Origin of the sequence: Rhizobium sp. BK316 (genome assembly GCF_014193695.1) — a bacterium.
In the GTDB taxonomy this organism is placed as follows: domain Bacteria; phylum Pseudomonadota; class Alphaproteobacteria; order Rhizobiales; family Rhizobiaceae; genus Rhizobium.
Map to the genome: position 1 here is coordinate 75,717 of NZ_JACHZR010000001.1, position 24,118 is coordinate 99,834.

The following is a 24,118-nucleotide window of genomic DNA, read 5'->3' on the forward strand; positions in this document are numbered from 1 at the left end:
TCGATGGCAACCCAGACACTTCTTTGGACGGTTCTGCCTCATGGGCGTTTTACCGACGGGCCGAATAGCGGCAGGCGCCGGGTGACGATATCTGTTTCTCCAAGGCTTCGGCCGCAGGCAGCCGACGAGCAGGTTCTCAAGGCGTTTCCGGAATTTCTCGACTGGCCGGCGCTGATGGCAGATGCGAAATTCGGGCTTAGGGTAGGGGCTGCCGAGGTTCCGCTGAGACCCTTGAATCTGGGTGATTCCGATCTCTGGAAGCAACTGTTCGGTACCGCGACCCCGGTGGCCGGCTTCCAGTTCAAAGACATGAGCAAAGTCAATCTGCGCTCGTTCCAGGTCCGCAACGTGCTCAAATTCCTCCGACGCCACTATGGGCGGCTTGCCGTGCAGGCGGCCTCGAACCATCCGACCCTGCTGCCCTGGAAAGACGCACATCCCGATCTCAAGGAGATGTTGACCGGCATTGGCACGCGAACGCAGAAATTCAATCTGGGCGATCGCCCGATTGAAGTTGCCTTGCCCGGATTTTCGCGCTTTTTCGGCGAGGCGGAAAACGGAAGGTCGATCGAGAACTTCCTGAATGATGCGGTTTTCGGACCCGGTGGACTTTACCGCACCCCGGTTGCCGCGATCGATGCAGAGGAAAGCGGAAGTCCTTCAGTGGCCGGGCAGGTCGTCCGGCGCACCCTGCCGGCCGACTGGTTCAACCCGCGGCCCGGCGGACCCAACACACCGCTTGTCGGCGCGCCGGACGCCTCGCTCATGGATCAGTTCGCCAGCGCGGACGAATATGCCTACTATCAAGCCAACCGTTTTTACAACCGTGAACCGCCGAGTGCTGCGGAGCGCGCCATGCGCCGTCCGTCCTATGCCGATATTCCGGCACCGCCGAAAGTGCCCGATTTCGATTTTCACCGGATCGTCGCTTCGTATGCAGACTATCCATCCCTGCTGCGTGCGCTCGGGCTTTTGATCGATTGCGTGATCGAAGACGATGGGCCATTCGACCAGGCCATCGCCGCCGGCGGCGGCATTGGCAAGGGGCTGATGTCGCTGCTGGTCAGCCTGCCGGGCGGCCACGACCCGAATGATGATACCACGCCACGCACGGCCTGGCAGGACGACAAGGAGCGCTTTTTCACCCGGCCGCGCAGCGGTGACTTCCAGCGCGGCCTGCTCAGGCTCGAGGCCTCGGACGATAACTGGGGTCTGGTTGAAAAGGACAAGCCCGGTCTGTTCGACGTCTATCAGGTCGACCCGGATGGGGCCGTGCACAAGACGGTGGGCTTCACTCTCAGCGCACAAAACCTTGTCGGCAAAAGTCTCAGCCTGCGCCAGATCGATGGCGAGGTGACCTATACGACCGGCGACAAGCAGGCTGTTGCTGCCTTGCGCTCCGGCGGCCTTGGTGTATCTCGTCACGGCCGGGCGGCACAAGTTGCCGCCGATGCCGCTGCCGCCGCCCTGAAAAATCAGGCTGTCGAATCGGCCAACGGCAACAAGATCGTGTTTTTTGCAGAGGACGTGATACGCGGCTTCCGGGTTGATGTCTCTCCCGTCAAGGATGAGGTTACGCCGAGCAAATGGTTCTCGCTTTGCGCCCGCGTCGGCGACTACCGGTTGATCAAATCCGGTACGTCGCTGCCTCTGCCTCCCGACGAAGGTTATGTCTCAGGCGCTTCGACAACAAGCACTGCGAGCGACGGAGTGGATCCCGACGATTATTATCTGCACGAGTCGCTGTTCCGCTGGACCGGCTGGAGCCTCAGCGCCCCGCGTCCGGGCCTGGTGCTGCGATCCGCTCCGGTCAAGGATACGCAGCTGCAAAGTGAACAGCACGCTGTGATCACCGACGAGGCAGCCGACGGCAATGGGATCGCCGCCCAGTTCAAGGCTGCCAAGGGCTCATTGCCGAAGTTGCGGTTCGGCCAGCTCTATCGTTTCAGAGCCCGCCTGGTCGACAGCGCCGGTAATAGCCTCGAAAAGGACGATCAGACCCTCGGTGAACTCGAACAGGCAACCGATGCCGTCGGTTACTGGCGCTTCGAGCCAATCGATCCACCGGCGCTGGTGCAGCGTCACCGGGTGAGCGAAGGCGAATCTCTCGAACGCATGGTGGTACGCAGCAACTTCGACAGCGACACGGATGCCTATCTCGGCACAGCGGATTTTTCCGCGGCCATCGCCAAGCCGGAATCGCAGGACTTCGAATATAGAGCGCTCAACGAGCGTCACTTGGTGCCGCCGAAATCCTCGCAGCAGCAATGTGAGCAGCACGGCCTTTTCGACCCTTTCTTTGCCGACCCCCTGACCATCAAGAAAGGCTACGAAATCGCGGCTCGTGAGGCAGGCACGCTTTACGATGCCGAAGCCGGCGCACAAGTCGAACTGATCACACCTACCTCGCTTACCGAAATCGCCAAGACCAACGCCGTGCCGCCGGCACTGCCCGGGCCGGACAATCCGGAAGGCGACCGCCTTTCCGCCGGCCAATATGTCATTCATCGTGAAGCGACGGTTGAAACCCCTTATCTGCCGGACGCGGCGGCGGCCGGTATCGCGCTGCGCGCCGCCGCCGGACACGTGCTGCCTGGCGTCGTCACCGAAATGATCCTCGGGCCAAGCTGCGTGGTGCGCCGCGCTCCCAATCAGGAACTGGTGCTCATGGTGGCGAACCAGGAGGATTGGCCGCACAGCCGCGGTTTCCGATTGATTGTTGCCGAGAGAAAGGCGGATCTGACGGAATTGCCTTGCAAGGAAGCATTCGTTGACGACGGCGCGCCGAAATGGGACGAGAACGAGAGAACACTGACGTTTTTTGTTGCCAAGGGACGGATCGTGCGGCTCGTCTATTCGAGTTTTGCAGATCCCCATTTGATCGAAACGTTCGGTGTGCCCCATTGGACGTTGAGCACGGCAGAGCGCAAATTCGCTTCCGGCATGGCCGTTATGGGTGCCAATTGGCTCCTGACGCCGTTCCGCAATCTGGTTATGGTGCATGCCACGCAGCAGCCGGTCTGCCTGCCCGAACTCATTGCGTTCTCCAACTTTCGAGAACCGGGCTCGAAATTCACCGATCTGCATTCCCGTATCGTTCGGCTGCACGGTCCTTCGACCGGCAAGTTCGAGATCGAGGCGGATTGGCACGAATGGGTCGACGATCTCAGCAAGCCCGAACCGGAGCGGATTGTCGGCAAGGGCCAGCTCGGCGAGATCCAGCTTGCCGAAAACCACGAGAATGAATTCAATCTCGATGATGCCATCAATAGCCAGGTCCATGATCCGGCTCGGCCGCGAGCCCCGGCGAACCGCCATGAATTCGGCGACACGAAATTCCGATTGATCCATTATCGCCTGCGTGCCACGACGCGCTTCCGCGAATATCTGCCACCGTCACTTTTCGCCGTCCGCGATCTTGTCACCCGCCTTGGCCCGGTCGCCACCGGCGCACCCGTCAAGCTTGCCGCTGACGACGATGCGGGAGCTCCGGTTCTTACCGATCCCGCAGGCGACACCGGCCAGACGCTCGTACTCGCCAGTGCCCCACCGGATGATCCGCGTGTGCTTTACGTCGTGCCGACGTTCCGCTGGACACGCACAACCACTGCCGCCGGTCAGCAGGTCACCCGCGTCGGCAACGGCCTGCGCGTCTGGCTCGACCGACCCTGGTTCACCTCCGGGGACGGCGAACTTCTCGGCGTCGTCATCTTTGGCGAGAATGCCCGCTTCACAGATATTCCGGCCAAGATGCAACCCGTCGTGACCCAATGGGGCCTGGACCCGCTCTGGGATACGGATCTGCCGAAGACCAAGACAAGTGCCAGCGACTTCGCAGCACGCGTGACGTCCGAGCAGCTCAAGCTTCAGGAACATCCGGACGGCAACTTTGTCGAAGTGATCGGCCATCGGGTCCACTGGGATGCAGACCGGCATCTGTGGTATTGCGATATCGAACTCGATCCGGGCGTTGCCTATACGCCCTTTGTCCGGCTTGCGCTGGTACGCTACCAACCCAACGCGTTGTCATCCGCCAAGATTTCAAAAGTGGTGATGACCGAGTTCGCGCAGGTTCTGCCCAGACGCAAGGCCAACTTTCAAATGACCGGCAACCAGATCAGCCTCAAGCTCACGGGCAGGGTGCCTCATTTTGGACCGATGAAGTTTCCTGTCGATTCGGAGTACACAAATATATCGTTTATCGGCGGCGTCCACGAGACCGGCCGCAACCGCGTCGAGCTGGTGCTTCAGACCCGTGACCCGGAGATCGATTCCGATCTGGCCTGGCGCGACCAAAGCGTCCTGGCGAGCGCGATCGTCGGTGGTGACGCGAGCGACAACCCGTTGGTGACGCCAGGCATCAATCCGGGCGGCATCTTTGCCCTTCCGGCCGCTGCTGCACCTGGCGCGCGGACGGTCGAGCCGCGTGCAGGCAGTGCCATCTCCCTGTCCTCGTCGCTGGACCTCTCGGCAGCAACAGATGCAGTGCTTGACCCCACCGTCATACTCCCCGGCTTCCTCGATCCGGAAATATGGTCGGTTTCGCTGACGCTGCCCGATACGGGCGGCAAACCGGCGCGGCTGATGCTGCGTGAATTCGAACGCTATTACACCGACAGCACCGTTCCGGAACGGCGCGGCAATGCGGTCTTCAATCGCCGGGTGATCGAAGAACGGCTGGTGTATGCAGCGCTGTTCGAAACAGGGGTCTGATCGGATGCTCATCGGCGGCACGCGATGGAGCGCCTCGGCTTCCGTTCCGTGCTCGCCCGCCCTCGCATAATATCGACAATGACGTGCGCAGCTCGGATGCGGGGAAATGCCCCTCCGACTCGCTGGCTTTTTCCGTCGACCGTTCAGCAATCGATCTGGTACCACTCACCAAAGTGGCCATTGCGGCAGCAGTATGCAGCTGGTTTTCAGTTATCGCGGTTCCGGTTTCTCAGTTCTGACTGCAAGCCACCGGGTTCAGGCATTCGGCGGGAAATTTGAACGTCAAAATACGGAGGGATTGTTCAATGGATATTGCGGTTGTGGGCCTTGGCTCGATGGGAATGGGCATGGCCAGATCGGCTCTGGCGCGTGGAGCATCCATACGCGGTTACGATATTCGAGCTGACGTCCGGGCCGCCTTCGAGGCCGCAGGAGGAAGGTCCGGTGATACATTGGCGAATGCGGTTCGGGACGCAGACGTTGTCTTCCTGGTTCTCGTTAACGCGAAACAGACCGAAGAGGTGATTTTTGGCCCTGAAGGCATCATCAGGGATTTGAACAAAGGCGCGGCGATCGTTTCCTGTGCTACGCTCGCGCCGAAGGATGCACGAGACTTCGCCGCAAGGGTTGAGGAAAAGGGGTTTCACTATCTTGATGCTCCGATCAGCGGGGGAGCCGCGAAGGCGGCGGAAGGCAGGCTGACGGTCATGGCGTCCGGATCTCCGCAGGCTTTCGCAGCGGCAAAACCGGCGCTCGATATGGTCGCCGAAACCGTCTACACGCTTGGCGGCGAGGCGGGTATCGGAACATCGTTCAAGATCGTCAACCAGCTTCTGGCGGGAGTGCATATTGCTGCGGCATGTGAGGCCATCTCTTTTGCCAAGAGGCTTGGTCTGGATCTGACGAAAGTCTACGAGGTCATCACCAAGTCGGCCGGTAATTCCTGGATGTTCGAAAACCGCATCCCCCATGTGCTTGACGAGGACTATGCGCCACGCAGCGCCGTCGGCATATTCACCAAGGATCTCGGCATCGTCGGCGACATCGCCAGAGAATTGCGGTTCCCGACGCCAATGGCAGCAGAGGCCCTGCAACTGTTTCTGATGACTGCCGCTGCGGGAATGGAGCAAGACGATGATGCCTCGGTCGCACGTCTCTACAGTCTGATCACCGAACGGCAGTGAAATCGTGGAAGCAATTGCGCGACACGGCCGACGGACGAGACACGGGGAACGATGTTGACGAGCTCGACCGGGTTGCTGCCACCGGCATGTTGATGCCACCGGCATGTTGATGCCGGCGGCAATTGTGACCCTGTGCCAATGGCATCTGTGTCGCTTATCTAGCGCTTTCGGGGAAGGCCGGCAGGCGGGAAATATGGGTGGGATCGTGCTGGATGACGAGCGTTGCGTTCAGCCCGGCTGCAATCGCCTCGAGGCGTTCCATCGATGCAAGTGTGTCGGCACGGTTTTCATTGAAACCCGGCACGCCGCGAGTGACGAGATTATCCTCGAAATGCACGACATCGCCGGAAAGCAGGACCGGCCCCATCTTTGCAAGCTTTACCAGGAGGGCGGCTTCCCCTTTCGTATGACCGGGCATCGACAGCATGATCACGGAACCGTCGTCGAAGACGTCACGGTCGCCTGTCACGAGGTCGAGTTTCGCCCTGCCATCGAGCCAGGGTTTGACGAGATCCGGTACGACCGCGAAGGGCGGAGGATTGTCGTGAAAAGTCTGCCAGTCGGCGGCGCCGATCATCAGCGTGGCTTTCGAAAAGGTCGCGGCCTGCCCGAGATGGTCGAAATGATTGTGGCTGATGCCGACGGTTGCGATTTGCTCCGGTTTGATGCCGATCTGTTTCAATTGGGTCGGGATGTCGCTATTGAGCGAGACGCCGATCGGTGCATCCTGATCCAGTGCCTTGCCGATGAGGCCGGCAGGAAGCCCGGTGTCCCACAGCAGGTAGTCGCCGCCGTGGCGGATCACGTAGCAGCTATCCGTCAGCACGCCCTTCTTGCCGGCAGAAGCGAAGGTGTCCGAAAACATCGACAAATCCTTGACGACGACGTCGCCGCAATCGAGACGCCAGAGTTCCAGGTCCGGAGCAGCGCGTGTCGGCGTTGAGGCGAAAGACAGCGATGCGACCGTTGCTGCGATCGCAAGCGCAAATTTGAAGGTCTTCATGAAGGTCTCCTTGTGTTGAAGACCCTCCTTGTGCCGTCCTCCGTCGCACGCTATGCGCCGGATTTGTGATCACTTGAGCCCGAAACGCTCACCCGCGGTATTTTTTCCTGCCGCGCCTTCTCATACATTGCGCTCATGAACTTGATGATACGCGACCGACGTTACGAGCTTTCCCACCGCCTGCTCGATCGACTCCGCCCCGTGGTGGCGGGAAAGCTCGATGTGGGAATGCATCCTTATGGCGAGCAGCTTTTCGCCTATTGTTGCTTCGACCGCGAACGGGTGGCAGCTCTTCGGCTTGATTGTCCCATGATCTGCGTCGTGCTTTACGGCCAGAAGGACGTGTGGCTTGGCGATCGCACCCGGTCCTTCCCGGCCGGCTCGCTCTTCGTGTTGCCCGGTGGTGTGCCGATGGACGTCGTCAACATTCCAGACGATAAAACGGGCGTCTACGCAGCGTTGCGGCTTGACGTGCCGTTCCTGCCGGAGGGCATTCCGCCGTTGTCCGTTGCGGAGCGCGCCCGTAGTGCCGTCGATCTCGACGCCGTGCCACTGAGTATCGATCTCGTCGAGACGATTGGTCACGCCGCCTCCACGATCGCCGATGTCAGCGTCGGCGAAACGATCAAACGGCTCAGGCTGGCAGAGGTTCTGGCGCTGTTGCGGCCACTTGCCGAGGCACGGCCACTCTTCAGACAAAGCCTGTCGGACGACATCGCCTGGCTGATCGCAACGGCCCCTTCGCAGGCTTGGAGCGTTTCTGACGTCGCAGGAAAACTCGGAATTGGAGCGTCCACGCTGCGACGTCGGTTGGCCACAGACGGCACCTCCTTCCGTGCAATCTTGCGGCGCGAGCGCCTGAAGGCTGCGCATCACGCAATCACATCCGGCGCTACTGCAATCGCCGCCGCAGAGGCAGCGGGCTACGTGTCGCGTTCGCACTTCTCCCGCCGGTTTCGCGAGAGTTTTGGGACCAGCCCAACAGGGCGGGAATAGCATCCAAAGTCTGTAAACTGCAGAGCCGTCCTGGGGGAGACGCGCCGTCGAAGGTGGACAGAGCCTTAAGCCCTGCAGCGCCTTGTGCGAACACGAACGCTGATGTCGCGACCGATCACTCGCATCTTCGGTCCAAACGGGCGGATTTCTGGATCGACTTCAGACCATGGCGAACGTCATCGTCACTTTCAGCGGTCTTTGCGGAGGCAGGAACCGTTGTCATGCGGGGCGAGCTCTAAATCCCTGACCCGTCGAGGTTCTGGTCGTCATCGCCTTCCCAGGGTGAGGGCATTGAGGTGCGATTGAGGTTGGCCGACGGCATCGGCATCCAACACTTCAATTCCGGCTCGGCATATTCGATGACCTGTCCGGGCGAAGAATCCGATGCGCGCCAGCCTTCTCCCGCAAACTGATCGCCTTTCGACCAATACGCGAGGTCAACTTCTGCCGGCCCCTGTTCGGATGGGCGTATCGTGACGAGGATTCGACTGCCGTCTTTTGGTGCGCTTGCCATATGGCGCCAACTGTCCGACTCGCCCATTGTTTTTCCTCCTGCCTTGCCACAGGTGCGAATGTCGCCTCGCCATCGGAAGCGGTCAACTCAAACTTTATACAACCCATCCCTATTGATTGGATATCGACCCCTATGGTTGACCTGCCCAATGGCATGACAGCCGGCAATGTCGGCTTTCACCAGCCTGTGGAGGCAGGCATCGACATCGAGGATCTGCGGGATGAGAAAATCATCTCTTTCTCCCGCCAGAATCTCTCCCACAGCGAGCGGTGTTTTGCGGAAAAGTTCGAGGAGCACGATCTGACCGACAATGTCACCTACACCTGCGACGACACCTTTTCGCTGGTGTCGGTGGTCTCCGCCGGCCTTCGTATCGGCTTCATTCGCGAATGGACGCAGGATCTACTGAACCGCGGCTCTAAAAGATCTCTTAAAGCAGCAGCGCCGAAGGAAGATTCAATCAACTCACCAGCACGCTCGTGACTGAAGCCCTCTTGAAGCGGAGCTTGAACGTCATCAATCCGTGGCCTCTCGGCTGACGATCACATCCGACATAACGCATTCGATTCAATAGGCGCCGAGCGCCCGACGCAGGTCGGCAAGCCTATCCTGATTGCAACCAGATTCCTTATCAAACACCGCTTTATAGTCGGCGATTGCACGCTTGTGCTCGCCGATAGCATCCAATACTTGCCCCCGGCGAGCGCGTGCCTCGTTGCAAACAGATTGATAGCTTAGAGCAAGATCGAAATGAAGTATCGCTCCGCGATAATCACGTCTCGCATAGGCCTCCGCGCCCAACAGCGTGTGAGCCGTTTCCAGCAGGTTGTCCCGCTCGTAAGAAATGTAGGCTCCAATTTGTTCCTTATCGGCAACGCCGTCGACAAATGCTTTTGCTGCCGCTGCTGCGTCCGCATTGGGTACGGTCGTAACAAACTTCCTCAAATCTCTTGCGGCATTCTCATACAGAGTGTCGGTGTTGGAAGAATATTTCCACCGCGACATTTCGTTGGCCGTGGACGCGAAAAACTTGCGGTAGCACTGCGGCTCGGCCAGGAGTGCGCGCGTTGAATTCTGCCAGAAGTCCGCTGCAGTTGCACCGAACTTGCGGGGAAGGGTGGCCAGCGAGTGAATGATGATCTGTCGTATTCTCAATCGGGATTGTTCGTCGCTCATGTCGAGACAGGCCTTGGCGGTCTGAAAATAGGTTCGACGTGTCAGCACAAAATCCGACCACGGCAGGTTCGACTCCTCGAAGTGCGGCTCGTCGCGGCCCATGACGTTCTCGAAATAGGCCGGTGAGTTAAAGTGGTCGACGCTTATCTGCGAATTTGTGTAGCCGCTCGTCTTAAGAGCCTGTTGCAGCGGGTCGATGGAAAGAGGAAAACTGAATATCCCCTGGCCGCGGTTGATGCTAATAATCGCCTCCTCCGCCTTGAGGTCAGCCTCCGTTTGAGCCGTCAGCTTCATATATGGAAAGGCGCCGTCTGGCACTGTCAGCAACCAGTGGAGCTTTGCAATCAATTGGTTCGTTTCGTCGCGATCGTTATTGTCGATTGCGCCGGACAAGAGGCTGCCAAGCAACTGCTTGCGCATTTCCTCTGCGAAAGCGTCCTGATTGGGACCGCGTGGCGGGATGGTTGCCCAGATCGCCGCCGTAGCCTGCGGACCCTTTGCCGCCTGAAGCAGCTGTCTCCAGGAATAAAAACCAAATTCGAGCTGAATGCGCTCCGCCGGGGTCGCGGTCCGATAGGCGTCGGCAATCGCGTGCAGCTTGCGCTGCCGCTCCATGGCCTCGGTCGCTGAAATTTCCCGCGGGCGCGGATCTTCGCGGGGATTGAGCAAGGCCTTCCCGAGCATCCGATCGCGGTTCGAGCGCAATCCTACGAGCCAGGAAATGTCGCTGATGTCACGCACGGTCACCGACGTCCCATTGCCTCGGCCGGCGAAGCCTTCTGCTTCGGCCTCGCGAACGCGAGCAAGGAAATCGAACAGGTCACCGGCAGGGATACTGTCGTTGTCCGCAACGCCTTCGAATGCCGAGATCACCGTTTCCGAGACGACGGCTTCCACCGGTCTATCGAGATCGTTACGGATCTGCCAACTCATCCAAAGATGGAGGGCAAAAGGGACAACCACGACCAAGGAGGCTGCAATTTCAATGATCCGGGCGATGCGCGCGGTGCGTTGCTGTCGATTTACGACAACGCTCAAACGATCCCTTCGGTGCCAAAGGAACAATTTGTCCGCGTCCATGACCCGCTTTATCGAAGCGCGGACAGCCAGCCGCGTCGAATAGGCCGCAATGACGGGCCTTGCCGTCAGCAAAAAGAATATGCTGACGAGCACCGCAATCAATTCAGCAGGCGTTGCCGCCTTGAGGCCCATTGCGGCCAGCAGCACCGTTACGCCCAGCAAGACCAGGCCCAGCCGCGTCCAGCCTGCTGCCACCAATTTCTCCGCGGGAACGAACATCGCCAGCCAGTCGAACCGAAAGGGCCACCTGCGCTGCCTGATGGCAAGATCGTGAAACGCGACCAGTTGTTCGCTGCCCAACGCAGCCAGGCGATCATCGTGCGGAAAAATCGGAATGCCGGTGGTCTGGTCGACATAGGCTGGCTTCCCGGCGGAACGACGATTGATGACGTCCCGCCCCGACTGCGCGTCCGCCAGCCATGAGAGATATGTCATCGCGGCGTCCTGGCCGCTGAGATCGACAAGCTTCCCCGGCTGTTCGGCGAACCGGCATTCCTGCTCGATTGCCTCGATCACGGCAGTCACACCGTGGCCGGCCGCAAAATCCCGCAGGCCTTCAAAAGTCCGCGTTCGCCCGTCGGGCAGAAAGTTGACGAAGTAGCGACCGATCGTGTCGTGAAACCGCTTATGGCTTTTCAGGTCGAGACTTGCAGCCCGGTTGAACAAATCGTTCCAGGTGCGCACGTCCCAGACATCGACATCTGCGGACATTCTGCCACGCCTGGCCGGTTGCATGATGTCGTCCAGCCGCCTTAATACAAGCTCCTCCAGTTCGCTCTGTGTTGGGATCTCATTGGGCTGGACTGCTCCGAAAGTCGGATCGACGGTGGTATTGCAGTGTTTCTCATACTCGGCTACGGCAAGGCGGTCATCGCGGTCGGCGCTCTCTCGCTGGACATCCTGAAGTTGCGATGCAGCAGATCTCTCGACGCTATGGTCAATCTCAGAGCGATCTGAGCTCGCGTCGCCCGGCTTTGGACGAGATCTGGATGTCGGGTCGGCCGCGTCTTCCCTCTTCTCTTCACTGATCTGCCGATTGGTTGCCGGCATTCTCGCGACCCAGGCTTCTGCCCAGGCAAGCGCAGCATCGCGCGCTCCAACCAGGCGCTGAAAACCTTCGGGATCTACATCAGGCCGAAAGACTTTAAGCCGCCGCGCATAAGCTTTGCGAATGTCGTCTTCGTCCCGTGTGGGTTCAATATCCAATAGAGTCCAAAAAGATTCGATCATGGCTGTCAGAAAACGGAGTGCTCAAACTGCGTTAACGCGTCTGCAAATTTCAAACGCAGCTCGTCAGGGTCGAAGTTCGACCGATCGTTCAGCGCCGTCTCGAATTCGAGCAGGAGCTGGCCGATGTGTTCGCGTCTGAGACCCAGCGCCTCGGCATAGAGTCGCTCCGCTCGTGCGATCAACGCCCGGTTCTCCTGCTGGTCGCGCGGCGCCAGCTTGATCGAGGCCAAAGCCGCGAAGCTTTTATCGAGCTCTTCGTCACTGAGATTCGATTGGTTACGAAAAACCTTGCGCTCCATATGACCGGTCGAGGTTACCTTGATCTCCACCTCGAGCGCCCCATTGATGTCATATGTAAAGCGCACGGCGACGCTCTCTCTCCCAGCGGGACCCGGTGGAACAGGAACCCGGATCGTACCTATCAGGACGTTCTGGGACGGGCGCATGTTCTCGCCTTGCAATACGGCGATATCGATGTGCCTCTGGCCGTTGTCTACCGTGCAGTAAAATCCTTCCCGGCTGATGGGAACGACCGCATTGCGTTCGATGATCGGCGACAGCACTGCGCCGTCCGGCGCCCGTCTGTCCACCACTGCCGTCCCCAACGTAAAGGGACAGACATCGGTCATGATGATTTCATCGAGTGCGCCATGGCGATGTTTCAAGCCGACCTGTACAGCCGCCCCGAGAGCAATGGCATGATCGGGTCGTGCATGCACGAGTGGAAAGCGGCCGAACAACCGGGTGACCAAGTTGCGCACGAGCGGCATTCTCGTGGCGCCTCCGACGAGCACGATCTGGTCTATCTTGCCGGGATCTATGCGCGCATCGCGAATGGCGCTTTCGATGGGTGCACGCATCCGTTTGACAAGAGGCACCGCCGCCTCTTCGAATGCGGTTCGGGTCAGTTCTCCCACGCACTTTGTCTGACCCAGCGCAAAATCGTATGCCGCGTCCGACCGCTCGGTGAGGTTGAATTTGAGCGTTTCGGCTTCGTGCAGCAACCGTGCCCGCTCAACGGGGGCGAGCGTCGTTGCGTTCAATTCATGACGCTTGATCAGGATCTCCACGATTATGTCGCGAAAATCATCGCCGCCGAGCATCGAGTCCCCCGCCGACGCCCGGATCTCCATGACGCTCTCGTATTTGTGCAGAAGAGAAACGTCGAACGTTCCGCCTCCGAGATCGAGGATCAGAAAACGTCCTTCGCCTTCAGCCTCCAGGCCATGCGCAAGTGCCGCCGCCGTCGGCTCGTTGATCAGGCGATCGACCTTGAGGCCCGCCAGCCTTGCCGCGTCCAGCGTGGCTTTGCGCTGCGGGTCGTTAAAATAGGCCGGGACGGAAATCACCGCCTCGGCGATTTCCTCGCCCAGCCTGGCCTCGACGTCCTGTTTGAGCGTCTTCAAGACCAGCGCCGACAGCTCTTCGGCGCGCCAGGTCCTGCCGGCCAGTTTCGCGGTGTTGGTGCTGCCCATCCAGCGTTTGAAGGAAGCGACCGACCGCTCCGGATGCGAGATCAGGCGATCGGCCGCAGCACGGCCGACCAACACGACCCCATCATCGGCAATACTCACTGCGGATGGCGTCAAGCTCTCACCGAGGGCGTTTGTGACCAGCTCCGCACCCTTCTCCGTCCAGACGGACGCCACCGAGTTCGACGTGCCGAGATCAATACCGACAATTGCCATTAAAACCCCTGACTTAAAAAAAGAAGTGCGAAGACACGGGCGAATGGGTCGCTGCGTGGTGGCTGCGGGACCGGCTGTTGCAGGATTACTAAGGCCAGGATTCGCTAAATTGAAATTTCCGCGTAAATCTCATCCGTGTATAACATCTCGTTACGTTGCCATAATCGGATCAGAAATGTTGAAAGCGGCAAGCAATCTTGGTGAATCTGAGTTATCGACGGGCAGTGGTCGGGCCTTAGAAGCGTAGAAATGCTTCACGAATTCTTCCGGCATTCGTACTTTATATTTCTCCACCCAATTTAATAACACGCCATCCCAAACATATACACCATCTGATAACGCAACATTTCTGACGAGGTCATCATGGCAGTACGGATCTGGCGTTGGGCTTATAAACTCGATGAGAATCAATCCGCGTCTGAGGTAGGCAGCAACTTCTTCAGCAAGCGCGCTGGGCATGGCATTCATGTTGTCCTCAATACTCGGAGAAGTTGGTAATCGATTTGAGTATCGTCTCTCTTTGTATAAAATTAAACGCTTAAGATTTTCCATAGTGCTTTGGATAAAACATCTGCTTTTTTACTTAATAAATTTTTGCTCCAGAAACGCAAAAGTTTTTAGGTCGAAATATGAAATAAATCCATCCCAGTGCTGTGCACATAACCTCTCTTCTTCAATCCATACATACATTATATAGCTTGCGTTCGGCTTCTTAAGGTTTTCTTGTCCGATGACAGTCAATTTTGTACCCTCAAACTCGGTGAGCGGATATCCTTGCACACTGGATGCATTCCGCACAACAAAGTTTAGAAAACCGGCATCAAGAAGCTTATCCCCCATATCAGAGGAATAAAGATCAACAGTTCCGTTTGGCAGCTCTAACCGTGCGTGTGGAACAAAGCTATTTAGTTCATTTATGAGCTTATCTGAGAGGTTTAACATCAGCCCATCCATCATCAACACGATCTAAGAGTTGGAACTGAGTACCGCCACCTGGACGACCAAAGTTCGGATTAACCTCACCGGTTCTTATCCTTATACCAGCTGGCGGCTGTATGGATGTAACACCAGTCGGAATTTCGGGAAGCGCGAATTTATCTGCTATCTGTTGAGGTGTGAGTCCCTCAATATCGGATTGACGCATAATCCATTGTCCGCCAGGGCGATTGCCCGAAACTACGCGGACAAACATCTGATTTCCATCCGATACAAATTCTCTGACGAACGTACCCGGAGTGTATGGCGGCGAATATCCATCGGGAAACTGGCTATTGGCCCAATTTGCGGAGCGGGTCCGTCCGCCTTCAATCAGTTCTTCCAGTGTCTTAATGGACGCGCCGACGCCTTCACCCTTATCGGTCGACTTTACAGTCCCTCTCGGCCTTGATCCACCTTCGATTAACGCCGCCGCAGCTGTTATCCCAAGAGCCACAGGTCCTTTGAGCGCATCTTGCACCTGCTTCGGTGAGCCGGTTGCAATCAGAATTGCTTGCGGATCGCTTAGCTTATCGAGCATATCTTGAGGAAGGGTATAGGTATCCTTTTCATCGGCATACGTCGCAGCGCCGACAAAGACCATATGACGCTCGCTGTAGTAAAGGGGACTTGTAGGGTCTACCTTTCCTTGCCGGGCAAGCTCCATGTATTCGGCAGCAGCATAGCGCAATTCGGCACGCGCTTTCTGGCAGGCGATACTATAATCACCCTTGCATTGATCGAGTTTCTCATCTCTTTCATCTGAGCGTGTCCGCAATTCGTCTGCGGTTTTGCAAGCTTTTTGATCACCGTTGGTGCAATCGGCCCGGGCTTTATCAAACTCCTCCCGCTCGACATGCATCAGGTAATTGTACTGATAAACATTCCCCGCATAAGCCGCACCTGTTGATCCTGCGACGCCGCCGATGCCGGCAAGGATGGAGCTGGTGACGGTGTTGATCATGAACTCGGCGGCCGAGCCGGTCAGGCCCGACTGACTGACGAAGTCGGCGACCAGTTCGCGCACCTTCGGCCCGAGCAACGAGGAGGTTCCCCCGCCGAGCGCGCCGGCGAGCACGCCCTGCCAGTCGGTGACGCCACCGAGAAGGCCGCCGGCGATGGCATGCAGCGCCGCGCGGCCGGGACCGCCCTCCTTCCAGAACTCGTATTCCGCCTTGCCCGCTTCGCCCTTTTCCAATGCCGCCTGCGCCAGCTCGCCGGCCTTGTCGCCGATCAGCTTGGCGGCGCGTGCCGCCGCAGCGTCATAAAGCTGCTGCGTCTTCAGCTGTTCGGAAAGCTTCTTCTGCAGGTCGGGAATGCCGGGCAGCGAGGTGTTGGTGTCCGTCGTGTCGCGACGCAGCCCGTCGATGTTCTGCTGCTGGTGGGCAGGGTCGGTGATGATGATCCCGCCGGGCGAGATGGCGGAGAGCGCCTTGCCCGTCTCGCTCTCGCCTTCCTTCTGGTGCGGCGAAAGGAGGGGGCCGGCACCGGAGATGCCGCCGCCGAAGGTTTCCGCCTTCCACCTCGAATGCATGTCGATGTCGGTAAATTCCAGCGTGCCGGTTTCGAGGCGGTTGTTTCCGGATCCCGCCCTGCTGGTGATCAGGCCGCCTTCGAGCTTCGTCTTGCCCTCGACATCTATGTCGAAGCCACCCTTGCCGGCGTGGATGCCGGACTGCTCGGAGACGATCGCCATATCCCCCTTGGCTGTCTGGTAGGAGCCGGAGATGCCACCCGCGACGCCGCCGGTCGGCGCCGCACCGACGTTGCCATTGACATTGAACTGCCTGGCTTTTTGCGAGGCGGTATCGAGCTGGCTTTGGATGTTGAGATCGCCGCCGACATCGGCAATGACAGTCTCTCCGGTGACCGTCGCGCCGCGAAGGCTCGTGTCGCCGCCTGACTGCAGATAGACGCCGCCGATGCCGTCCAAATGGGTGTTGAGGTTGGTGAGCGTCGAACCATTGGCCTTGCCCTGGCCGAAGTTGAAGCTGACGCCCTGATTAGCCAGATCGATACTGACGCCGCCCGAGACATTCTTGCTGGAGTTCTGCGTCGTCGCCTGCGCGCTCGTCAGATTGATCTCGTCGCCGGCGATGAGGGAAATATCGCCGCCCCCGCCCGATAGCGTGCCATCTGCCTTATATCCCGCGCCGATCTGCGCGCCGACGGCGTTGATGTCGCCGGTAGCAGCCTCGATCACAACCGTGTCGCCGGCATTGATCGTGGTTGGAACCGGCGTCGAGGCCGACCCTTGAGAACTACTCTTCTGGTAGTCGAACCCGAGCGAGAGTGACGTGGAGAGAAGCGGGCCGTTCTTCAGGAGGTCGCCTGGCTTTGCTTTGCTCAGCGCATCATAGGCATAATAGCCGTTGATGGCGGCAATCGCGCCCATTGCGATCGATTGGCTCGAACTGCCCTCGCCGATGTTCTTCGCGGCGCTCACCACGTCCTGCGCGGCCCCTACCACGCTCGACGACACTGTCGCCTTCACGCCGGCGAACAGTTCTTCATGCATGGTGGCATAGTTGGTCTTGTTCTGCGCCGACAGAAGATTGACGTCGCGCTGTGCCAGAATGTCGACCGTCGAATCAGCCTCGACCCGCGCCGCCTGAAAATTGGCGTCACGGCCAGCGGTGACGATGACGTCGCGTCCGGCCGACAATGTGGACATCGCGTTGGTCTCGGCGGATTGCGCGGTCTTGTCGACCGATTTGCCGTAGCCGATGCCGATCGACGCGCTGCCGTTGCCGGCCGAGAAGGCGATGCCGAAGCCGGAGCGCTTGTCCTCCTTCGACTGCGAGGCGCTTTCGGCACCCGGCGTGACATTGACGTCGCGGGCGGCGTCGAGGGTGATGTCCTGGCCGGCCTTGACGCTGGAGCCGATGACATTGACGTCGGTCTCGCGCGCCTTGAGCGTCACATTCGTCCCAGCCGAAAGCACCGAGGCGACGTTGAATTCGGAGGCCTGGCTCCTGTCCTTCTGTTCCTTGCCCCAGAGCGAGATGAAGCCGCTGCCGGAACCGGCGAACAGGCCGGATTTCTTCTTGCTGCTTTCGAGCTGGTGCTGTTCCTCGGCGCCGATGACGGAGACGCTGTCGGCAGCAACGCTGATCGCATCGCCCGCTGTCACCTTCGAGCCCGCGATGACGGCGTTTCCGGTGGCGTTGAGATTGACGTTGCCGGATGCGGAGAGCGCGGAGGCGACCGTTGCTTCGTCATAGCTGTGGAGCGTCGAGCTTTTCTTGGACAGAAAACCCTTGCTCGAGGAAGCCTGTTCGAACTCGTTCGTGTCCCTGCCGGAGGCGATCAGCAGATCACCGCCGGCAGTCACATTGATATCGGCCTTGTTGGTGTCATCGCCGGCCGTCACCTTCGAGGCGGAGATGACGGTGTCGCCGCCGGAGGTGATCGCGACGCCCTTGCCGCCGCTGACCGACGATCCGACCAGCGTCTGGGTCTCGGCATGGCTGGTCGTCTTCTTGCCGCCGCCGAACAGGCCGCCCTTCTTCTTGTAGCTGTAGTCGGTCGTGGTGGTCTCGACGGCTTCGGCGATCGTCACGTCGCCGGCCGCCTTGAGGCCGAGCGTTCCGTCGGCTGAAAGCGTGCTGCCGATGACATTGAGGTTGCCGCCGGCCTCGGCGGTAATCGAACCGCCGGCGGTGATCTCGGAGCCGGTCGCCGTCGTCTCGACGGTGGTTGTGGTGCTGCGCCGGTCGCGCTTCGTCCTGGTCGTCGTCTCGCCCGTCGCGGAGATGTTGATGTCGCCGTTCGAGTTCAGAGCGAGATTGCCGCCGGCCGCCACTTTCGAGCCGGCGACGAGAATGGCGTCATTGCCGTTGATCGAGAGATTGCCGCCTGTGGAGACCGAGCCGTTGACAACAGAGACGTTGTCGGCAGCAAGGCTGGCGTTGCCGCCCGCTTTGAAGCTCCCGCCGGTGGCCGCGATCGACGTGCCGGAGACGGCAAGATTGCCGTTCGAGGCAACCATTCCGGAAGTGGCAAGCACGCCGGCATCGATGGTGACGTCCTTGCCGGCGATGACAGCACCGGCCGAGGCAAGCCGCTCCTTGTCGCCAGGGGCAAGGTGCAGCACCGGGGCGAGCACGCTCTTGCCGTCCACCACCTGCCATTCGTAGACGACGATGGATTGGGTGAGGCCGGCGATCTCGTCTGCCGTCAGCGGCTCGCCGAGTGCATGCTGATGCGCTCCGAGATAGTCGGCCCCGTTGTCGAGCAAACGCTTTATCTGGGTGACCGTATCATCGCCGGCAAAGCCGGAGCCGGTCACCTGTCTCAGCTGCTGCTCGACATACTGGTTCTCGAAATAGGCGTCGCCGAGGAACAGGATCTCGCTATCCGGCTTGTAGCCGATGCGGTTCAGGAAGTAGCTGGAGCCGTAGAATTTCGACACGTCGAGGAAGGCCGCACGGGTCTCGAACAGAAACGCCTGGCCGGGGATGGTGCCGCCAAAGCCGCCGGATTGCGGGGCTGCAACGGCGCCAAGCGTGAACAGAGCCCCGCTCGCCGTCATGCCAGCCAGCAATGCGGTCGGATTGCTGGAGGGCGCAGGCGAGGCAACGGCGACATGGTCGGCGATCGTTCCGGCAAGGGCGGTATTGTTGACGGCGGCAAAGCCGCTGATGCCGAGCGTTCCCCCTGACTTGATCGTCGCTGGAACACCGCCGATCGCCGTCACACTTTCCACCGTGCTGCCGGGGAAGAGATCCTTCGAGGGATCGCGCGTGCCGAACGGATTGAGCGAGTACGTCGTGACCAGATAGCCGTCGCCGTTGCCGCCGGTATCGCCGGTCATCCGCTCGTGCCACTCCTGGGAGACGAAGGCGGGATAGTACTGGCAGCCTGCTGCCTGGTCACAGGTCATCAAAACCGTGCGCTGCAACTGCAGGCCGAGATTGGTCAAGGTGCCGGTGCCGGTCACCGTCATGCCCGTGCCGGCCTCGATGGCGCTATAGGCGTTGGTGAGATCGACAGTATTGATCGAGAGTATGTCGCCGGCCTTGATCAGCGCCGCCGGACTTCCGTAAGAGGAAACCCGGTCCTCGGTGACATTCCGGTAGACGTGGTGATCGGCATCCTGGACGATGTAGACCGTGCCGTTGTATTCGACACCGCCGCTGGGAGAGCAGGTATTGCAGAGACTTCCCTTGAGACTGTCATAGGCGGTGACGGGCGCGCTGGAAATCAGCTGGCTTGTGACAGTGGGAGCGACAAGCTTTTCGTTGCGCAGATTTGCGGTTGTTATCGCAATGTTACGGTCTGCTGTGATCAGGCCGGACCGGTTGATGATGGCAGCGTTGCGCGCTTCACCGGCGTTGCCGGCAATCTTAAGATCACGACCGGCGATAACAGCGCCCTGATCGTTGGCAAGCACGCCGCCGACGAACAATGCCGCGTCATTGTCGGCATAGACCAGCCCGGTGGCGGTGTTGGCAAGGTTGCCGGAGACGTTGATGGTGAGATCGTTGCCAGCGGCAAGCTGTCCGGCATTGGTCAATTGCGCCAGGGACAGCGTCAAATCGTGGGCGGCCAGCAGATTGGTGGCGCCGCTGGTGGCAAGGTTGCCAGCGGCAATGGCGATATCGCCGGAGCCGCTGATACCGCTGGCAGTACTGCTGGAGGTCACCGCATTGAGCCGCGTTCCGGTCAGATCGGCTGCCCCGGAAGACGTAAGATCGATTCCGCCGAACGTCAGCTGGCTGCCGGAGAGATTGGCGCTTTCGGCATCGATATGCAGCGTGCCCGAGGTGGCAAGCCCGCTCCGGTTGCCGGAGAGATCGACATGTCGTTCATTGATCGTGATGTCGCCGCCTGCGGCCGTGCGTTTGTCGAGGCTGATGACACCTGACAGCGACGACAGCGATATGGCCTCGTTTGCCTCCAGGCTGCCATAGCGGATATTGCCGCCGGCGGAGGCCTGCAAATTGCCGCCGGCAAGAACGCCGCCCGAAAGCCCAAGATCAAGACCGGCGAGCAGAGCTATATCGCCCTGCGAAAGCAAGGTGCCGGCTGTGATCGCGCCGGAGGCGGCCGTGGCCGACAGGGCCGCGCCCGACTGCGCCGTGCCGGTGATGGCGATGGTGCCAGCCCCTGACGACAGCGACATTGGTCCCGCCGCTGCCGTCTCGGTCAGGGCAAGGTTGCCATCGGCCAGGACACTGAGGGCGCCATTGCCGGCAAGCATGCCGCTGACATCGACCAGACCTGCCCCGCCATCGATGAAGATATCGCCTTCGGCTCCGACGGATGCCAGGCTGACATCCTTGCCCGCCTTGACCGACACCGTCTTCTTCGAGGTCAACCGGCCGGCTGTCACGCTGCGCTTGGAGGCGAGGCTGACGCCTTGGTTGCCCGACGCGTTGCCGATCGAAATTTTGCCGTCCGCCGACAGCGAAAGCTCCCCTGTATTGGCCGCCATGTCGCTGCGCATGCGGACGCCTGCGCCTTTTTCCGTGACGACCATCTTGATGCGGCCGGCCTGCATGGCGCCGAGCGCCGAGCCGTCGATTGCGTATTCGGGTGTTCCCGATGCCGCGTCGAGGGCTGCTGCCTCGCCGGTGGCGTAGTCGAACTTGCTTTGGCCTCCCGTCAGACGCAGGTCCTTGCCGTAGACCGGGCCATCGATCTTTACGGTGCGGGATATGACGTCGAAGAGGTCGACCGTACCGTCGCCGGATGCGAAGTTCGCGCCATTCGAGCCGAAGGTGACATCCCCATTCCTGACCGTGAAGCCGTTCAGCCGTCCATCGGCGCCGATATCCGGGGTGCCCGTCGTCAGCATGGCGTGCGGTGTGTTGATGAAGCCGCAACCGTCGCAGGTGATGCCGTTCGGATTGGCGATGATGACATCGGCCCGGCCGCCGAATATTTCGACCGGCCCTTCCAGTGCGCTTCGCCTGTTGCTGGTGACTTCATTCAGGATGACCGAAGCCGGGCCGCCGCCCCGCAGGTTCGGATTGCCTGGCGTGACGCCGCCGAGTTTGGACGTGCCGATCTCGGCATTGTAATTGTTCAATATCAGACCGGGCGTTCCGACATTGAAGTCGCCGTATTTATTGTGGGAGAGACCGGCGCTGTTTGGCGTCACGATATCGACTAAGGGAATGCCGTTTGGTGCCGTCCCGATATCAGGGCGATTTGCGGCCGGTGCTGCCGCATCCGGCGTTACCTGCTGGGCCTGCAGCAAGGCCGGCTGAAACAGAAGCAGGGCGCTGAGAAACGTCGCAACTGCCTTGCGGGCCAGACCGGAAGGGGCGCATCGCTCTTTGTGCTCGGTGTATCGGGCAGGAATTCCGCCCCGAACGGAAACAAGCGACCCGAACTTGCCCATGCTGTCACAACCTCTGCTACCGACAACCCGGTTGCAGCGCAGCAAGCGGGAAATCAGGCAATGCGACAACCTGGCGGCGAGAGTCAACGTGTATTGGAATATTGCTCAATCTTAAGGTGATGATTTACTTAATGGGATGCCGAGGATTTCAGACAATACCAAATCGGATTTTTCGCCGAAGAAAGAATCACGTAGATAAATCAATATGATAATTCTGTTAGCGGTGCCAGGTTCGCGGCGAGGCCCGACCACAGGAAGCGCGAGCAACCTTTTGTTGAGATGACATCCAGTCTGGCGAAAGATTCAATCTCTACGAGATCTGCCATGAGGCAGACATTGCTCGCCTGACGAGCGTGTCGGGCATTTGCGAAGATAAGACGGTGAAGCATGAGGTTGCGTTATCAGGCGAACCGTCCAGGACATAGAGCGTATCATGCGAAGCATTCCCCTGAAGTCGTGGCTTGCGGTTTTTGCCATGGCAAGCCTTGCGGCGGCCAAAGCTTTTGCGCAATCGGCCGAACCAGCGAGATCGCCCGCAGATGAGTTCATGCGCAGGCAAACCGACCTGAAACGAGCACAGCGGCTCAATGCCCTCCAGGCTGCCACGCCCGGTGGTTCCGAGGCAGAGGCGCCGCCGCAGGTCGTTAAGGAAAAAGGACCGTGCTTCGGCATTACACATGTCGAGGTGGAGGGCGTGACGCTGCTGCCGCAGGCAGCGCTCGCGCCAGTTCTCGAACGCTATAAAAACAGCTGCATCGGCCTTGCCGATATCAACGCCCTGCTCAAGGGCTTGACCTTTCTCTATGTGGACAAGGGTTACATAACCTCACGCTTCTATGTTCCCGAGCAGGACATCGCCGCAACGAAGACATTGCGTCTTGTCGCAGCGGAGGGATCGCTTTCGGATATTTATCTGAATGGTAAGGCGGCCGCCTCGAGCGGTCTTCTTGCAACGGCCTTTCCCGGCATGCGCGGCAGGCCGGTCAATATTCGCGATGTCGAGCAAGGTCTCGACCAGATCAACCGGCTATCCTCCAACAACGCAAAGACGGCGATGTTGCCGGGCAGGCAGCCAGGCGAGTCGATCCTCAACGTCGAGAACAAGCCGGACAAGCCATGGCATTTCTCGGTCGCAAACAACAATCTCGGCCAGGCTTCGACGGGTTATTCCCAAAGCTCGCTGTCGTTCGGCATGGACAACCTCTTCGACCTGAACGACCTCATCTCGCTTTCCTATCAGCATACAGGGCCGGATTATCCCTGGCCGAACGACGGGGTGGGCCGAAGCAACAGCATTTCCGGCGCGTTCAGCGTGCCCTACGGCTATTGGACGCTGGGGCTGAACGGATCTTGGTATCACTATGACAGCAAAATCCCAGGTAACTTCGCCGATATCGAGACCTCGGGTGATTCAGGCCAATTCGGCGTCAGCCTCGATCGGGTGTTGCTGCGCGACAAGAATTCCATCACGACGCTGAATGCGGCGCTCAATTACAAGCAGACCGACAATTTTCTCATGGGAAGCCGCATCGAGGTCGGCAGCCGTCAATATACGGTCGGCAGTCTCGGTATCTCTCATTCCCGCCGCATGCTGGGCGGGGTCTGGGTCTTCGATCTCGGCTACAGCCAGGGCCTCGATCTGTTCGACGCAGTTCAGCGTGGTGAGCCTGCAGCCGCCGAGGCCGATCCGGAATTCTCCAAGTTTTCCGCAACAGTCAATGTCACGACGCCGTTCGAGATTTCCGGTCAGCAGCTGCAAGTCGCGACGATAATCAATGGACAGTATTCGCCGGATAATCTGTTCGGGGCCGAGCAGCTTTCACTTGGCGGCTACAGCAATGTGCGCGGCACGCGCGACAGCGTGCTTTTCGGCAATAACGGTGTCTTCACGCGCAACGAAATCGTCTGGCGCACGCAGCCATGGGCAGGCAATAGGATGCTCGCCGACAGACTGGGCGAGTTGCGTCCCTATGCCGGCATCGATTACGGCCATGTATTCGGGCAAGCGCGTTTCGGCATTGAAAGCGGTGACATCGCCAGCTGGACAGTTGGAAGCCGGCTTTCGGGCGGGACGGTCAGCGCCGACCTTGGATATTCCCACATCTTCAAAAGCACCGCCGATACCAACATGTGGGATCTGTTTTTCGTGAGCGCCTCGCTGCAGTTCTGAATGACCAGCTGCGCTCACGCGCAAGGACATGAGCAATA

At 59.6% G+C, this 24,118-nt stretch carries 11 protein-coding genes and 1 pseudogene; 5 read left to right on the top strand and 7 right to left on the bottom strand.

All coding sequences use genetic code 11. From position 1 onward, the window contains the following. Nucleotides 1-3: 3 nt before the first annotated feature. Nucleotides 4-4,713: a hypothetical protein gene (locus tag FHT87_RS00295; protein ID WP_183798531.1), complete on the top strand. Its 4,710-nt coding sequence runs from the start codon at nucleotides 4-6 to the stop codon at nucleotides 4,711-4,713. 305 nt (nucleotides 4,714-5,018) lie between these two features. Continuing rightward, nucleotides 5,019-5,897 (top strand): L-threonate dehydrogenase, encoded by an 879-nt coding sequence (ltnD, locus tag FHT87_RS00300; RefSeq protein ID WP_183798534.1) that lies wholly within the window; start codon nucleotides 5,019-5,021, stop codon nucleotides 5,895-5,897. A gap of 154 nt (nucleotides 5,898-6,051) precedes the next feature. Here the strand turns inward: ltnD and FHT87_RS00305 are convergent, their stop codons facing one another. Then, the gene (locus tag FHT87_RS00305; RefSeq protein WP_183798537.1) at nucleotides 6,052-6,900 is read right to left on the bottom strand and encodes an N-acyl homoserine lactonase family protein; all 849 of its coding nucleotides are present in this window, start codon (nucleotides 6,898-6,900) and stop codon (nucleotides 6,052-6,054) included. A 135-nt stretch (nucleotides 6,901-7,035) separates the two neighbouring features. On the opposite strand from FHT87_RS00305, the gene FHT87_RS00310 reads away from it, so the two are divergent. Next, nucleotides 7,036-7,896 (top strand): helix-turn-helix domain-containing protein, encoded by an 861-nt coding sequence (locus tag FHT87_RS00310; RefSeq protein WP_183798540.1) that lies wholly within the window; start codon nucleotides 7,036-7,038, stop codon nucleotides 7,894-7,896. A 235-nt stretch (nucleotides 7,897-8,131) separates the two neighbouring features. Here the strand turns inward: FHT87_RS00310 and FHT87_RS00315 are convergent, their stop codons facing one another. Then, entirely contained in the window at nucleotides 8,132-8,437 is a 306-nt protein-coding gene (locus tag FHT87_RS00315; RefSeq protein ID WP_183734098.1) for a hypothetical protein, read from the bottom strand. A gap of 162 nt (nucleotides 8,438-8,599) precedes the next feature. On the opposite strand from FHT87_RS00315, the pseudogene FHT87_RS00320 reads away from it, so the two are divergent. Continuing rightward, nucleotides 8,600-8,824: pseudogene (locus tag FHT87_RS00320) on the top strand (LysR substrate-binding domain-containing protein); the annotation flags it as partial. A 153-nt stretch (nucleotides 8,825-8,977) separates the two neighbouring features. On the opposite strand, the gene FHT87_RS00325 reads toward FHT87_RS00320, so the two are convergent. The 5 genes from FHT87_RS00325 to FHT87_RS00345 form a co-directional block, all read right to left on the bottom strand. Next, nucleotides 8,978-11,896 (bottom strand): J domain-containing protein, encoded by a 2,919-nt coding sequence (locus tag FHT87_RS00325; RefSeq protein WP_183734094.1) that lies wholly within the window; start codon nucleotides 11,894-11,896, stop codon nucleotides 8,978-8,980. 5 nt (nucleotides 11,897-11,901) lie between these two features. Then, nucleotides 11,902-13,584: an Hsp70 family protein gene (locus FHT87_RS00330; RefSeq protein WP_183798543.1), complete on the bottom strand. Its 1,683-nt coding sequence runs from the start codon at nucleotides 13,582-13,584 to the stop codon at nucleotides 11,902-11,904. 150 nt (nucleotides 13,585-13,734) lie between these two features. Continuing rightward, the gene (locus FHT87_RS00335) at nucleotides 13,735-14,052 is read right to left on the bottom strand and encodes a hypothetical protein (RefSeq protein WP_183734089.1); all 318 of its coding nucleotides are present in this window, start codon (nucleotides 14,050-14,052) and stop codon (nucleotides 13,735-13,737) included. A gap of 111 nt (nucleotides 14,053-14,163) precedes the next feature. After that, nucleotides 14,164-14,526 carry a hypothetical protein gene (locus tag FHT87_RS00340; RefSeq protein ID WP_183798546.1) on the bottom strand — a complete coding sequence of 121 codons (363 nt, stop codon included), beginning with the start codon at nucleotides 14,524-14,526 and terminating at the stop codon, nucleotides 14,164-14,166. Next, entirely contained in the window at nucleotides 14,507-21,910 is a 7,404-nt protein-coding gene (locus tag FHT87_RS00345) for a hemagglutinin repeat-containing protein (protein ID WP_183798549.1), read from the bottom strand. The genes FHT87_RS00340 and FHT87_RS00345 overlap by 20 nt, the downstream gene beginning before the upstream one ends. 433 nt (nucleotides 21,911-22,343) lie before the next feature. Between FHT87_RS00345 and FHT87_RS00350 the strand changes: the two genes are divergently transcribed. Next, the gene (locus FHT87_RS00350) at nucleotides 22,344-24,080 is read left to right on the top strand and encodes a ShlB/FhaC/HecB family hemolysin secretion/activation protein (protein WP_183798552.1); all 1,737 of its coding nucleotides are present in this window, start codon (nucleotides 22,344-22,346) and stop codon (nucleotides 24,078-24,080) included. Nucleotides 24,081-24,118: the final 38 nt, after the last annotated feature.